Annotated in this window: 14 protein-coding genes; 9 read left to right on the top strand and 5 right to left on the bottom strand. The window is 71.4% G+C overall.

Annotated features, from left to right (window positions below):
* Window positions 1-94: 94 nt before the first annotated feature.
* Window positions 95-1,342 carry a PHB depolymerase family esterase gene (locus AB0C35_RS03070; protein ID WP_358449808.1) on the bottom strand — a complete coding sequence of 416 codons (1,248 nt, stop codon included), beginning with the start codon at window positions 1,340-1,342 and terminating at the stop codon, window positions 95-97.
* Between the two features lie 190 nt (window positions 1,343-1,532).
* Here AB0C35_RS03070 and AB0C35_RS03065 point away from each other — a divergent pair, with 190 nt between their 5' ends.
* The 4 genes from AB0C35_RS03065 to AB0C35_RS03050 are packed head-to-tail and all read left to right on the top strand — an operon-like array spanning window position 1,533 to window position 5,195.
* Window positions 1,533-2,537, top strand: coding sequence for a sulfate ABC transporter substrate-binding protein (locus AB0C35_RS03065; RefSeq protein ID WP_358449807.1), 1,005 nt, complete (start codon window positions 1,533-1,535; stop codon window positions 2,535-2,537).
* A gap of 24 nt (window positions 2,538-2,561) precedes the next feature.
* The gene (cysT, locus tag AB0C35_RS03060) at window positions 2,562-3,389 is read left to right on the top strand and encodes a sulfate ABC transporter permease subunit CysT (RefSeq protein WP_358449805.1); all 828 of its coding nucleotides are present in this window, start codon (window positions 2,562-2,564) and stop codon (window positions 3,387-3,389) included.
* Window positions 3,382-4,170 (top strand): sulfate ABC transporter permease subunit, encoded by a 789-nt coding sequence (locus tag AB0C35_RS03055; RefSeq protein ID WP_358449803.1) that lies wholly within the window; start codon window positions 3,382-3,384, stop codon window positions 4,168-4,170. Before cysT ends, AB0C35_RS03055 begins: the two co-directional genes overlap by 8 nt.
* Entirely contained in the window at window positions 4,170-5,195 is a 1,026-nt protein-coding gene (locus tag AB0C35_RS03050; RefSeq protein WP_358449801.1) for a TOBE-like domain-containing protein, read from the top strand. Before AB0C35_RS03055 ends, AB0C35_RS03050 begins: the two co-directional genes overlap by 1 nt.
* On the opposite strand, the gene AB0C35_RS03045 is transcribed toward AB0C35_RS03050, so the two are convergent.
* Window positions 5,185-6,330: an NDMA-dependent alcohol dehydrogenase gene (locus tag AB0C35_RS03045; protein WP_358449799.1), complete on the bottom strand. Its 1,146-nt coding sequence runs from the start codon at window positions 6,328-6,330 to the stop codon at window positions 5,185-5,187. The genes AB0C35_RS03050 and AB0C35_RS03045 overlap by 11 nt on opposite strands.
* Window positions 6,331-6,462: 132 nt before the next feature.
* Window positions 6,463-6,936 carry a DUF5994 family protein gene (locus AB0C35_RS03040; protein ID WP_358449797.1) on the bottom strand — a complete coding sequence of 158 codons (474 nt, stop codon included), beginning with the start codon at window positions 6,934-6,936 and terminating at the stop codon, window positions 6,463-6,465.
* Window positions 6,937-7,148: 212 nt separating this feature from the next.
* On the opposite strand from AB0C35_RS03040, the gene AB0C35_RS03035 reads away from it, so the two are divergent.
* From AB0C35_RS03035 to AB0C35_RS03020, 4 genes are all read left to right on the top strand, one after another.
* A complete protein-coding gene (locus AB0C35_RS03035) occupies window positions 7,149-7,409 on the top strand; it encodes a hypothetical protein (protein WP_358449795.1) in 261 nt (86 codons plus the stop codon).
* 386 nt (window positions 7,410-7,795) lie between these two features.
* Window positions 7,796-8,962, top strand: a complete 1,167-nt coding sequence (locus AB0C35_RS03030; protein ID WP_358449793.1) for an NAD-dependent epimerase/dehydratase family protein — start codon at window positions 7,796-7,798, stop codon at window positions 8,960-8,962.
* A 14-nt stretch (window positions 8,963-8,976) separates the two neighbouring features.
* Window positions 8,977-9,744 (top strand): class I SAM-dependent methyltransferase, encoded by a 768-nt coding sequence (locus tag AB0C35_RS03025; RefSeq protein ID WP_358449791.1) that lies wholly within the window; start codon window positions 8,977-8,979, stop codon window positions 9,742-9,744.
* Complete coding sequence (locus AB0C35_RS03020) at window positions 9,744-10,319, top strand: GtrA family protein (protein ID WP_358449789.1); 576 nt, start codon at window positions 9,744-9,746, stop codon at window positions 10,317-10,319. The genes AB0C35_RS03025 and AB0C35_RS03020 overlap by 1 nt, the downstream gene beginning before the upstream one ends.
* On the opposite strand, the gene AB0C35_RS03015 is transcribed toward AB0C35_RS03020, so the two are convergent.
* Together AB0C35_RS03015 and AB0C35_RS03010 are read right to left on the bottom strand one after the other, a co-directional pair.
* Entirely contained in the window at window positions 10,217-11,068 is an 852-nt protein-coding gene (locus AB0C35_RS03015) for a glycosyltransferase family 2 protein (RefSeq protein WP_358449787.1), read from the bottom strand. The genes AB0C35_RS03020 and AB0C35_RS03015 overlap by 103 nt on opposite strands.
* Window positions 11,065-12,009, bottom strand: a complete 945-nt coding sequence (locus AB0C35_RS03010) for an NAD-dependent epimerase/dehydratase family protein (protein WP_358449785.1) — start codon at window positions 12,007-12,009, stop codon at window positions 11,065-11,067. Before AB0C35_RS03010 ends, AB0C35_RS03015 begins: the two co-directional genes overlap by 4 nt.
* 128 nt (window positions 12,010-12,137) lie before the next feature.
* On the opposite strand from AB0C35_RS03010, the gene AB0C35_RS03005 reads away from it, so the two are divergent.
* Complete coding sequence (locus AB0C35_RS03005; RefSeq protein WP_358449783.1) at window positions 12,138-13,328, top strand: glycosyltransferase 87 family protein; 1,191 nt, start codon at window positions 12,138-12,140, stop codon at window positions 13,326-13,328.
* Window positions 13,329-13,389: the final 61 nt, after the last annotated feature.

The following is a 13,389-nucleotide window of genomic DNA, read 5'->3' as shown; positions in this document are numbered from 1 at the left end:
GCGGCGCGGGCTGCCCCCCGCACGTCCTTAACTCCCCACTGTGGCGCGGCGGCCCATGACCGCCGCGCCACACTGCTGCCCGGCAGGGCTCAGGTCAGCACTTGACCCAGTAGCCGGGGTTGGTCTCCTTGATGGTGCTGTTGGTGAAGAGGTTCCACAGCCCCAGGTTCTGGTCGGAGCCGTTGGCGTAGGTGTAGCCCATGGAGTGGTGGGCTCGTCCGGCGGTCGTGTGGGCGTAGTTGGACGCGGTCACGCACTCCGTGGTCGGGGGCGTGGTGGGAGGCGTGGTCGGGGGCGTGGTGGGCGGGGTGGTGGCGCCGTCGCTCAGGGCGGCGACCATGTTGACGACGGCCGTCATCTGCGGGCCGGTCTTGAGCGGGTACTGGGCGGACTGGTAGCCCCACCAGTCCCAGCAGCCGCGCGGGTTGCCCTTGGCCGCCGACGCGGTGGCCTGCGGGTACAGGACGATCGTGGCGTTGGTGTCGGCGTACTCGTTGAGGTAGGCCTTGTCCATGAAGGTGTTGCCGATGTTGCCGTAGTACTGGTAGCAGCCGTGCAGCGCGACCATCAGCTTGCAGGTCGACTGCTCGCACGACTGTGGGACGTAGGCGAACCCTTCGTCGCCCATGCTGATGGCGGTGGCGTCGCCGCCGGGGACGTAGGCGTTCTGGTCGAACTGGATCAGCCGTCCGGTCAGGGACGAGGCGGCGGGCTGCACCGCGCCGTACAGGTGGGTCAGCATGTCCTTGACGGCGTCGCCGCCGCAGTCGTTGATCCAGGGCGACTGGGTGACCGAGCAGGAGCCGGGGCCGATCGGGCTGATCCAGGCGTGCCCGGCGGGGGAGTCGCTGTCGTAGACGACGTCGGCGCCCAGGTCGCGGTAGTAGGTGGCGAGATCGTCGTTGACCGCCTCGGCGACGGTGGTGTCGGACGTGCCGTGGTACAGCCACACCGGATCGCCCGGGAGGTTCTCCACGGGGTCGACGGTGCCGGCCGCGGCGCGGTCGCGGGTCAGTTGTTCGAGCTGGGCGGGGGTCTTGCGGGGCAGGTAGGTCGCCATGCACGCGTTGAGCGCGGTGCTCAGGCTGTTCTGCGCGCAGTCGTAGGCGCCGGCGGAGAAGATGCCGGCTCCCTGGAACACGGACGAGTAGGCGACGTGGAGCTGGTTGGCCATGAAGCCGCCGGCCGACACCCCGCTGACGTAGGTGCCGCTGACGTCGTACTTGGCGAGCGGGGCGCGGGTCGGTGGCGGGACGGCGGCGTGGACGATGGACAGCGAGGTAGTCGCCAGGGCCACGGCCGCGATCGCGGCCCAGATCCCCTGTCTGATTCTCAGACGCACGTGAACTCCTCGGGTGGGGGTGGTGCCGTCATGGTCGAGGAGCCCTGTGACGGCCGCCACATGTCGCGGTTACACAATCGCCTTGATCAACATGTGGGGGAGGTCACGAGCGGAGGCGGCGCCTTGACGGGGGCGTCCCGGTCATACCATTCTATTCAGACCTAACAAGTAGGAAAGGTCTGGAGTGATGATGCCTGCACGCAGGACAGGGATGGTGCTGGGGCTGGCCGCCATCGTCGCGGGCGCGGTCGCCTGCGGGGGCCCGGCGGGCTCCGAAGGCGGGAAGGTCCGGCTGTCGCTGGTGTCCTACTCCACGCCCCAGGCCGCATACGAGGCGATCATCAAGGAGTACCGCAAGACGCCCGAGGGCGAGAACGTCACGTTCACCAAGTCCTTCGGCTCGTCCGGCGAGCAGAGCCGTGCGGTGGCGTCCGGCCTGAAGGCCGACATCGTGGCGCTGTCCCTGGAGCCGGACATGACGCGGCTGGTGGACGCCGGTCTCGTGGCCCCCGGCTGGAACGCCGGGCCGGACCGGGGGATGGTCACCGACTCCGTGGTGGTCCTGGCGACCCGCGAGGGCAACCCCAAGAACCTCAAGACCTGGGACGACCTGATCCGCCCGGGTGTCGAGGTCATCACCCCCAACCCCTTCACATCCGGCGGGGCGCGCTGGAACGTGCTCGCGGGATACGGCGCCAAGGCGAACAAGGGCACCGACGTGAAGTCGGGCACCGCCTACCTGCACGCGCTGTTCAAGAACGTGCCCGTCCAGGACTCCAGCGCGCGCAAGTCGCTGCAGACCTTCGCGGGCGGGAAGGGCGACGTGCTGCTGGCGTACGAGAACGAGGCCATCTTCGCCAAGCAGAGCGGCCAGCCGCTCGACTACACCGTGCCCGACTCCACGATCCTGATCGAGAACCCGGTCGCGGTGACCAAGAACAGCGCGCACGCCGCCGAGGCCCGCGCCTTCGTGACGTTCCTGCGCGGCAGGAAGGCGCAGGAGATCTTCGTCGAGAACGGTTACCGGCCCGTGGCGGACGGCGTTCCCGGCGCCGAGCGGTTCCCCCGGCCGGCCGGGCTGTTCACCATCGCCGACCTGGGCGGATGGGAGAAGGTCGCCCGGGAGTTCTTCGACCCCAAGGGCGGCATCATGGCCGACGTCGAAAAGGGCGCCGGCGTCTCGGTGGAGGGTTGAGCCCCGTCGATGAACGAGGCGACGGTGAAAGAGAAACCCGTGGCGGCAGGGGCCGGCAGGTCCCTCCTGAGCGGACGGGGCGGCACCGCGCTCGGTGTGGGCATGGCGACCGTCTTCCTGAGCGCGGTGGTGCTGATCCCGCTGGCCGCGGTGGTGTGGAAGGGCGCCTCGCAGGGGCCCGGCGGCTTCTGGGACGCGATCACCGCCCCGGACGCCTGGGCCGCGCTGAAGCTGACGGTCGGCGCCTCCCTGGTGGTGGCGCTGGTGAACCTGGTCATGGGCACGCTGATCGCCTGGGTCCTGGTGCGCGACTCCTTCCCCGGTAAGGGCGTGCTGGATCTGCTGATCGACCTGCCGTTCGCGCTGCCCACCATCGTGGCGGGCCTGGTCCTGCTGACGCTGTACGGCACCGACAGCCCGGTCGGCGTCACGCTGGTGTACACCCGGGCGGCGGTCGTCGTGGCGCTGCTGTTCGTGACGCTGCCGTTCGTGGTGCGGACCGTCCAGCCGGTCCTGCTGGAACTGGACCGGGAGATGGAGCAGGCCGCGGCGTCGCTGGGCGCCGGCCCGTCGACGATCTTCCGGCGGATCATCCTGCCGAACCTGATCCCCGCCATGCTGACCGGCACGGCGCTGGCCTTCGCCCGCGCCGTCGCCGAGTTCGGCTCGGTGGTGCTGATCTCCGGGAACGTCCCGTTCAAGACGCAGGTCGCCGCCGTGCACGTCTTCGGCCGGATCGAAAGCGACGACACCGCCGCCGCGGCGGCGATCTCGACGGCCCTGCTGGTGCTGTCGCTGCTGATCCTGCTCGCGATCGACCTGCTCGGACGCTGGGGGGCCCGCCGTGGTTAAGCACGCGCTGCGCCTCGTCGTCCTCGCCTACCTGCTGTTCCTGCTGATCCTGCCGGTGGGCCTGATCGCCTGGCGGACGTTCAAGGACGGCCCCGGCCCGTTCCTCGACGCGCTGTCGACGCCTTCGGCGCTGCACGCGTTCCAGGTCACCTTCGTGGTCGCGGGCTGGGCCGTCGTCCTCAACACCGCGTTCGGAGTGCCGGCGGCGCTGCTGCTGGCCCGGCACCGGTTCCCGGGCAGGCGGCTGCTCAACGCGCTGATCGACGTGCCGCTCGCGGTCTCCCCGGTCGTGGTCGGGCTGGCGCTGATCCTGGTGTACGGCGCGTTCAGCCCGGCCGGCGGGTGGCTGGAGAGCCACGGCGTCCAGATCATCTTCTCCACGCCGGGAATGGTGCTGGCGACCGTGTTCGTCTGCCTGCCGCTGGTGGTGCGCGCGATCGTCCCGGTCCTGGAGGAGATGGGCGACGAGCAGGAGCAGGCCGCGCGGACCCTCGGGGCCGGCGGATGGCAGACCTTCCGCCGCATCACCCTCCCCGCGATCCGGTCCGCGCTGGGCTACGGCATCGTGCTGTCGCTGGCCCGCGCGCTGGGGGAGTACGGCGCGGTCGCCGTCGTCTCCGGCCGGGTGGTGGACGAGACCCAGACCCTGACCCTGTTCGTCGAGGAGCGCTTCGAGAACTTCGACGTGCAGGCGTCCTACGCCGCCGCGCTCTCGCTGGCGGCGCTCGCGGTCGTCAGCCTGCTGGCGACCAGGCTTCTGAGACCCGAGGACGGTAAGTGATGGCGATCGAGATCCGTGACGTGAACAAGTCGTTCGGTGAGGCGGCCGTCCTGCGCGACGTCTCGGTGGACATCGCCTCCGGCTCGCTGACCGCGCTGCTGGGGCCCAGCGGCGGCGGCAAGTCGACCCTCCTGCGCGTGGTCGCGGGGCTGGAGCGGCCCGACTCGGGCCGGGTGATGATCTCCGGCCGGGACGCGACCCGGCTGCCGCCGCAGCGGCGCGGCGTCGGGTTCGTCTTCCAGCACTACGCCGCGTTCAAGCACCTGACGGTCTTCGAGAACGTCGCGTTCGGCCTGAAGATCCGCAAGCGGCCCAAGGCCGAGATCCGGCGGCGGGTCGGGGAGCTGCTGGACCTCGTCCATCTCGACCGGTTCGCCGCCCGGTACCCGGCGCAGCTGTCGGGCGGGCAGCGGCAGCGGATGGCCCTGGCGAGGGCGCTGGCCGTCGACCCCGAGGTCCTGCTGCTGGACGAGCCGTTCGGCGCGCTCGACGCGCAAGTGCGCAGGGAACTGCGGACCTGGCTGCGCCGCCTGCACGACGAGGTGCACGTCACGACCGTCTTCGTCACCCATGACCAGGAGGAGGCGATCGAGGTCGCCGACACGATCGTGGTGCTGGCCGACGGCGCGGTCCAGCAGGCCGGAACGCCGGGCGATGTCTACGACAACCCCGCGAGCCCGTTCGTGATGCGTTTCCTCGGACCCGTCACCGAACTCGGCGGCAGGCTGCTCCGGCCGCACGACGTCGAGATCTCCGGCGAACCGGGGCCGGGCACGACCCCGGCGGTCGTCACGCGGGTGGTGCGCCTCGGGTTCGAGGTCAGGGTCGAGTTCCGGGTGCGGGAGTCCGGGGACGAGCACGACGCGTGGGCGCAGCTGACCAGGGAGGCGGCCGGGCGTCTTCCGGCCGGGCCCGGCGGCGGGATCCACGTCCGGCCGGCACTCCGGGCCGCCACCGTTCCGGCGGGTCATGCCCGGCCCGCGCCGCAGCACGGACCGGACGTCCCCGACCGGGTCAGTACTTGATCATTCCGCGGATGTTCTTGCCGTCCCGCATGTCCTGGTAGCCCTGGTTGACCTGGTCGAGGGTGTAGGTGTTGGTGACCAGCTCGTCCAGCTTGAGCTTGCCCTCGTCGTAGAGGCGCAGCAGGCGCGGGATGTCGCGGCGGGGGTTCGCGTTGCCGAAGATGCAGCCGACCAGTTCCTTGCGCTGCATCGCCAGGTCGAACAGGTTCAGCTTGACGTCCTCCTGGAGGATCGGCGCGACCGCGACGACGACACCGCGGCCGCCCTTGGCGACCATGCTCATCATCGGGTTGATGAGGTCGCCGGTGGCGACGCCGGTGGTCAGGAGGACCTTGTCGGCGTTGGCGCCCCAGGTGAGCTCCATGACCTTGGCGGCGGCCTCCTCCATGGACGCGGCGGAGTGGGTGGCGCCGAACTCGGTCGCCTTCTCCCGCTTCCAGTCGACCGGGTCGACGGCGATGACGTGGCGGGCGCCGGCCATGGCCGCGCCCTGCACGGCGTTCATGCCGATGCCGCCGAGGCCGATCACCACGACGCTCTCGCCCGCCTGCACCTTGGCCACGTTGACGGCCGCGCCCCAGCCGGTGGTCACGCCGCAGCCGACCAGCGCCGCCTTGTCGAGCGGGATCCAGTCGTCGATCTTGACGGCGGACGCCTCGTTGACCACGGTGTACGGCGCGAACGTGCCGGTGCAGCACATGGTGCCGAGGTCCTTGCCGCTCTTGGAGTGGTGCCGGGCGGTCATGTCGCTGATCTGCCGTCCGGCCAGCAGCACGGCGCCCATGTCGCAGAGGTGCTGGCGGCCCATGGCGCACGAGGGGCAGCGGCCGCAGGCCGGGACGAATGACAGGACGACATGGTCGCCCTCCTGCAGGGTGGTGACGCCGGGGCCGACCGCCACGACCTCGCCGGCGCCCTCGTGGCCGCCGATGAGCGGGAACTGCTCCGCGCCCAGCAGCGCCGCGATCTCGTCGCTGAGCACCATGTCCCCGGTGACCACGTGCTCGTCGGAATGACACAGGCCGGACGCGGCGAGCTTGATCTTGACCTCGCCCGCCTTGGGATCATCGAGCTCGATGTCCTCGACGCTCCAGTCGGTGTGCGGTTCCCACAGGATCGCTGCTCGAGTCTCCACTGATGCCTCCTGATGGACTGGAGCCGGTTGTGCTTCTTAGATACTAGAACTTGATTCGGGAAGCTAGGGGTGAACCGGTATCGATCCACCCCCGACCGGATCCGGTTTCGGCAGGTGGGGCCGCGCGCGGACTCAGGTGCGGGCGGTGGAGATGTCGCAGGAGGCCAGGATCTCCTGCGGCATCACGTCCTCGGTCTCCACGGCGGCCCTGGCCAGGGCCGCCTCCGCCGAGAGCGGTGTCGCCGCCGGCGGGATGACCAGCAGGAGCGTCGGGTCCGCGTGGCCGCGGGTCACCGCGATCATGTGGTCGAGGTGGGCCAGCCAGCCGACCCTGACCTCGTGTCCGAGGACGGTGATGCGGAGCGGGACGTCGTCCCAGTCGTCGAAGTCGACGTTCACGCGGGTGATCATGTCCGAGGGCTCGGCGAGGGCGGTCACCAGCGCGGTGAGTTCGGTGACGGCGACGCGCGACCGCGGCCACCAGCCGCCGTCGATGACACCGCGTCCCCCGCCTCCCGGCGCCAGGCGCAACCGCGGCGGCGCCGTCTCGTGTTCGGGAAGCGCGGTTGGGGCGGGCGTGGTGGCGAACTGAGCGGAGCGGGCCATGTAGCGGGCCTCATTCTCGGTCCATTGCGGTACCGGGTCGTGAATCGCCGGGGACGGCGCCGGCAAGATCGGCCCGCGCACGGAATGCCCTCGGCAGAGCCAGCTTACGCAACGGACACGCGGATACGCTCGCGTAGACTGAGGGGCATCCGGCAACGACGGCATCCCGCCCGCGGGTGACGCCACGCCGGCTCGCCCCCGAAGGGGACGCCATGCCGCTCCCGGACCCCACCCGCCACGTCGACGGAGAGCACCCGATCCGGGCGTCCCGGATGAGTCTCGCCGGGCCCGTGTCGATCGTCGCGGTCGCGCTCATCGTCTTCACGGTGTTCTGGGCGACGACCACCCCGTCCATGGCGGTGATCATGGCCCTGGCCACCCTCGCGGCCGGAGCGGTCCTGCTCGTCCTGGTCTTCGGGACCGGCCGGCTCCGCGTACGCGCCCGCTCACCGGAACTGTGGCGCCGCCGCTGACCCCGACCGGACGGGCCGGGCGCCGCCCGGCGGCCACGAGCAGAGCGGGAACTGCCGGGACCGGCCGCGCGTTGTACGCCACCGCGCGCCGGTTGCGGAACCGCCGGCCCGGCCTTTCAGGGGCCTGGGCGGCGTTCGTCCACGTCGGCGCGTAGTTCCGAACGGCTTCGACGCGGCGCGGCCGCGTGCGATGGCCGCCAGGTTGAGATGGTCGATAGGGTGTCGGCCAGATGAGCCGGGAAGACCTGTCGGCATGGTGGTTACGCGCGGCTCAGGAGGGGACCATGCTGACCACTTCGGCCCACCTCGCCACGTCCCGAAGGGGGTGGACGCGATCGCGGTTTCGTCCCGCCCGCCGTGGCTCGCGGTAGTTACAGGAGAGGTACATGCGTGTTCTAGTCCTCGGCGGCGACGGATATCTCGGCTGGCCGACCGCCCTGCACCTGTCGCAGTGCGGTCACCAGGTCGCGGTCGCCGACAACTTCGTACGGCGGCAGTACGACTTCGAACTCGGCGTCGAGAGCCTGGTGCCGATCGAGTCGCTGCAGACCCGGGTCGAGGCGTGGCGCGAACTCACCGGTGAATCGATCGGCGTGTACGTCGGCGACCTGACGGACGCGGAGTTCACCTACGGGATGCTGCGCGAGTTCCGCCCGGAGGCCGTCGTGCACTTCGCGGAGCAGCGCGCCGCGCCGTACTCGATGATCGACCGCAAGCACGCCGTGTACACGCAGGTCAACAATGTCGTCGGCACGCTGAACCTGCTGTACGCGATCGGCGAGGTCGACCCCGACATCCACCTGGTCAAGCTCGGCACGATGGGCGAGTACGGCACGCCCGAGATCGACATCGAAGAGGGCTGGCTGGAGGTCGAGCACAAGGGCCGCCGCGACCGGGTCCTGTACCCCAAGCGGCCCGGGTCGTTCTACCACCTGTCGAAGGTCCACGACAGCCACAACATCGAGTTCACCTGCCGGATCTGGGGGCTGCGGGCCACCGACCTCAACCAGGGCGTGGTCTACGGGCAGGCGACCCCCGAGACCATGCTGGACGACCGGCTGGCGACCCGGTTCGACTACGACGCCGTCTTCGGCACCGTGCTGAACCGGTTCGTCATCCAGGCCGTGCTCGGGCACCCGCTGACGGTGTACGGCAGCGGCGGGCAGCGCCGCGGGATCATCGACATCCGCGACACCGTCCGGTGCGTCCAGCTGGCCTGCGAGAACCCCGCCGAGCGGGGCGAGTTCCGGGTGTTCAACCAGATGACCGAGGCGGCGTCCGTCCAGGAACTGGCCGACACCGTCGCCCGGTGCTTCCCCGGCGACGTCCGGATCGACCACCTCGACAACCCGCGCGTCGAGCGCGAGGAGCACTACTACAACGTCGTCCACACCCGGCTGCTGGACCTCGGCCTGTCCCCGCACCTGCTCTCGGACACGCTGATCACCTCGCTGTTCGACGTGGCCAAGCGCTACTCGGGCCGGGCGAAGGACGAGGCCCTGCGCCCCAAGGTCAACTGGCGCGAGCAGGCCGGACCCGTGCAGGAAACGTGACGTCCGGGAGCCCCATGAACGAATCGCAGGGCGCCTTCACCCGCGCCACCGGCCGCGGGCTCGGAGACCGGGACGCCGAGTCCGCGGGCGCGGACAAGCCCCGCTACCGGCGCTACCAGTTCGATCTGATCGCCCCGCACTGCGGCGCCGCCGTGCTGGAGGTCGGCGCCGGCCTGGGCGAGTTCTCCGCCCAGTTCTCCGGGCTCGACCGTCTCGTGGTCACCGACGTCGACCCCGACGCGGTGGCGATGATGAAGGACCGGTTCGCCGGGGACGGGAAGGCCGCCGGCGAGATCGAGGTCCGCGGCTTCGACCTGGACGCGGGCGACCGCCTCGACCGGCCGGTCGACTCCGTCGTGGCGATCAACGTGCTGGAGCATTTCGAGGACGACGCGAGCGTGCTCGCCTCGCTGGCGCGTTCGGTCGTGCCCGGCGGCACGATCGTCCTGTGGGTGCCCGGCTATCAGAGCCTGTACAGCGATTTCGACCGGAAGGTCGGGCATTTCCGCCGCTACACGCCCACGACGCTGCGGGACGCGATCCGGCGTGCCGGGCTCGAGTGCGAGCGGGTGCGGCCGGTGAACCTGCTCGGCGGCCTGGCCTGGTGGGCGGCCATGCGGCTCGGGAAGGCGGCGGCGCCCAACAGCGGGGCGGTCGGCGTCTACGACCGTGTGATCGTCCCCGTCACCCGGGTGCTGGACCGGTTCCTGCCGGTGCCCTTCGGCCAGTCGGTCCTGGCCGTCGCCCGCGTGCCGGCCGAGCCGGAGGCATCGCGGGACTGATGCACGCCGATCCCGCCCAGCCCCGGCCCCGCTCTCGGGCCCGGTCCGGGGACAAGGCGCCGACCGCGTCCCGCGGCCGGCGCGCCTTCCGGCTGATCTTCACGCGGTACACGATCGGTTCGGTGCTCGCGGCGGTGGCGAGCGAGGCGACGCTGCTGCTGACGTACGGCCCCGGGCTCCTCAGCCCGGGTGCCGCGTCCGTGGCCGCCTGGGGCGCGGGCGCGGGCCTGAACTACGTCCTCAACCGGCGGTGGGCGTGGGGACGGCGAGGGCGCGCGTCCCTGTGGCGGGAGCTGGTGCCGTACTGGGGGATCGCCGTGGCGAGCATGGTCGTCTCCGCGTGGGCGACCGGCGCGGCGGACCGGCTGGGCCCCCGGATGTTCGAGTCCGAGGGCCTGCGGACGGCGTTCGTCGGCGGGGTCTTCCTCGCCGTCTACGGGCTGATGTTCGTGGTGAAGTTCGTCCTGTTCCACTACCTCGTCTTCGCGGGCGACCCCGGCACCCGGCCCGGGGCGGGTGAGGCGGACGCCCCGCGGCGTTCCCGCAACCAGGTCCCGACGACGACGCGTGAGTAGCGGAAGCCGTACACGAGGTTGCCGCCCTTCTTGGTGGCCCCGGCCGCGCGGAGCCGCATCGTCGCCGGCACCTCCCGCACCCGGTACCCCCTGGAGATGACGCCGATGAGCAGCTCGGAGGACTGGTACTGCGGCTGCCGGAGGGTGACGGCGCCGGTGACCTCGGCCCTCATCGCCCGCAGGCCGAACGAGGTGTCGGTGATGCGCTGCCCGGTCATCCTGCTCACCAGCCAGGCGAAGACGTGAACGCCGAGGCGGCGGACGCGGTCGTAGGTCTCCTGGCGGCCCAGCAGGCGCGACCCGGTGACGAAGTCGGCCTCGCCGTCCAGCACGGGTGCCAGCACCCGCGGGATCTGCTCGGAGTCGTACTGGCCGTCGGCGTCGGTGGTGACGATGAACTCGGCGCCGCCCTCGCGGGCGAGGCGGTAGCCCAGCCGCAGCGCCGCGCCCTGCCCGCGGTTGACCGGCACGTCGCAGACCTTCGCGCCGCATTCGCGGGCGATGGCGGCGGTCTTGTCGGTCGCCCCGTCCACCACCACGATGACCGCGGTGGCGCGTCCGGCGACGGCTGCGGGGATCGAGCGCACGACCTCGCCGATGCCGCGTTCCTCGTCGTAGGCGGCGATGACGACCGCGATCGGCGGCAGCTTCATGCCGTACTCGTCGGCGAAGGCCGACGCCGCCGCCTCGTCCACGGCGTCGCCCGCGGGGTGCGCGCCACCGTCCGCGGCGTCCCGTGCCCCGGTCACGCGACCTCCACCGGTGCGAACTCGGGCCAGACGGTCGCCATCCCGGAGCGGAGGTCGTGATGCGGCTCGTAGCCCAGCGCGCGTGCCTCGGAGATGTCGAGGACGACCGCGGGCATCTCACCCGCCTTGGCCGGGGTGTACTCGACGGGGATGGGTGCGCCGGTGACGGCGCGGGCCGTCTCGATCAGGTCGTTGACGCTCGTCGACGACCCCGACCCGACGACGAGCGGGCCGGTGTGGGAGGTCCGCCACGCCAGCAGCACGGCCTGTACCACGTCGTCGACATGGACGTAGTCGCGCAGCTGGGTGCCGTCGCCGTAGACCTGGACGCCGCCGCCCGCGGCCGCGGCCCGCATCAGCCGCGGGACGAAGCTGTCCTTGTGCCGCATGCCCGGCCCGTACACGTTCGCGAAGCGCACCGCGCAGGTCTGCATGCCGTACACGCCCGTGTAGGCGCTGAGCAGCATCTCCGCCGCCGCCTTCGTCGCGCCGTAGGGGGTGAGCGGCCGCAGCGGCATCCGCTCGCTGATCGGGGTGCCGCCGACGTCGCCGGTCACCGCGTTGGTCGAGGCGAACACCACGCGCGGCACGCCGCGTTCGCGGCACAGCTCCAGCAGATCGGCGGTGGCCTCGACGTTCAGCCGGTAGACGCCGGCCGGGTCCTCCACGGACTGCAGCACCGAGGTCACCGCGGCGAGATGGACCATCGCGTCCAGCCCGGCCGAGACCGCGGCGCGGCGCACCTCCGGGTCGCACAGGTCGCCGACCACCGACCGGACGGCGGGGTCGGGATGGGGCTGCCGATCGGCGACGACGACCTCCGCTCCCGCGTCCAGCAAGGCGGTGACCAGGCGGCCGCCGATGAATCCGGCTCCCCCGGTCACCAGCACCCGCGCACCCGCAAGGCCCGGGTCCTGCCGCTGGGCCGTCGTCCCTGTCATTGGCTCACCCGCCGTACGCTCGTGAAACTTCTGATCGCCGACCCTAACGGAACTGCGGCCGGGGCACCGACTCGAAACGGCGACCCGAACCGGGTCCGGCATGATGATCAACGAACGGGAGGCGAGCGGTGATCCATGTTCTGGCGATGGGACTGCCGCTGGCGGCCGGGCTCGCCCTCGCCCTGCTCGCCGCACGGCGGCGGTGGGCGCCCCCGCTGTGGGCGGCGCTGGCCGTCGGGGCGGCGCTGCGGGCGGTGGTGATGCTGATCGCCGCGCAGGACGCCTGGCAGCCCTATGACCTGGCCGTGGACTTCCCCGCCACCGCCGACGCCGTGCTCGACGGCAAGGATCCGCTCTTCGAACTGCGCGAGGGCGGCTGGCACTTCCTGCCGTTGCTGGCATACCTCCTCGCCGGTGTCCGCGCACTGGGCGACTTCGTGGGGCTTCCCTGGGAGATCACCGGACGGTTGGTTCCCGTCCTGGCCGACCTCGCTCTGATCCCGCTGGTGGCGAGGTTGAGCGCGGATCCGACCCCACGAGTCCGTGCCCTGCGCGGCTTTCAGTATGCGTGTGCGCCACCGGTATTGGTGGTGGCCGCCCTTCACGGCCAGTTCGGGCCCATCACGCTGGCGCTGGGCGTGGCGGCGCTCCTTGCCGCCCGCAACGGCCGCGTGCATCTGGCGGGGGTGCTCATCGGCCTGTCGGTGACCTCGGCGAACTGGTCGGCGCTGCTCCTGCCGGGCATCCTGCTCGCCGTCCCCGCCCTGCGGCACCGGCTCACCGTCCTCGTGTGGACGGCGGCGGTCCCCATCGCGTTCCTGCTCAGCAGCGTCCCGGTCTTCGGCACCCCGGTCGACCGGCTGCCCGCCACCCTGTCGGCGTCGCTGTCGGCACGCCCGGTCGTCGGGGACTGGGGATGGACCGCGATCGCGACCGGCGGCGAACAGGTGGTGGCCGCCGGGTACGGGACCGTCGGCACCCCGGTCCTCGCGCTCTCGCTGCTCGCCGCCCTCTGGTGGTGGCGCAGGGCGGACCCCGTCGACCTGACCCTCGCGCTGCTGCTGGTCTTCCTCATCGTGACCTACCGGTTCGGTGCGCAGTACCTCGCGTGGCCGATTCCGTACCTCATCATGCGGTCGGGCCGGGGGACCTGGCCCGCCATCACCGTCTGCCTCCTCTGGGGCGCCTTCGGCTACCTGTACATGACGCGCCTCGACCCGGTCGCCTGGGGGGAGGCGCATGTCTGGTGGGCGCTGTCGTCGCTGGTCGTCATCGCGTTCCTCATCCGCGCGCTTCCGGACCGAAAGGCAGTGAGCTGATCCGGCGCCGGTCGGCGACACACCGCGATCCGACTCCAGGGAGCCGGCTTCGCCTCTTGCG

Source organism: Spirillospora sp. NPDC048819 (assembly GCF_040650055.1).
Classification (GTDB): domain Bacteria; phylum Actinomycetota; class Actinomycetes; order Streptosporangiales; family Streptosporangiaceae; genus Spirillospora.
Note: the sequence above shows the minus strand (reverse complement) of the source record. Positions and strands in the feature narration are given on the sequence as shown.

Coding starts and splice junctions, on each gene's coding strand:
- AB0C35_RS03020 (WP_358449789.1), top strand. CDS start 9,744: ATGCACGCCGATCCCGCCCAGCCCCGGCCCCGCTCTCGGGCCCGGTCC.
- AB0C35_RS03025 (WP_358449791.1), top strand. CDS start 8,977: ATGAACGAATCGCAGGGCGCCTTCACCCGCGCCACCGGCCGCGGGCTC.
- AB0C35_RS03065 (WP_358449807.1), top strand. CDS start 1,533: ATGCCTGCACGCAGGACAGGGATGGTGCTGGGGCTGGCCGCCATCGTC.
- AB0C35_RS03040 (WP_358449797.1), bottom strand. CDS start 6,936: ATGGCCCGCTCCGCTCAGTTCGCCACCACGCCCGCCCCAACCGCGCTT.
- AB0C35_RS03050 (WP_358449801.1), top strand. CDS start 4,170: ATGGCGATCGAGATCCGTGACGTGAACAAGTCGTTCGGTGAGGCGGCC.
- AB0C35_RS03010 (WP_358449785.1), bottom strand. CDS start 12,009: ATGACAGGGACGACGGCCCAGCGGCAGGACCCGGGCCTTGCGGGTGCG.
- AB0C35_RS03030 (WP_358449793.1), top strand. CDS start 7,796: ATGCGTGTTCTAGTCCTCGGCGGCGACGGATATCTCGGCTGGCCGACC.
- AB0C35_RS03035 (WP_358449795.1), top strand. CDS start 7,149: ATGCCGCTCCCGGACCCCACCCGCCACGTCGACGGAGAGCACCCGATC.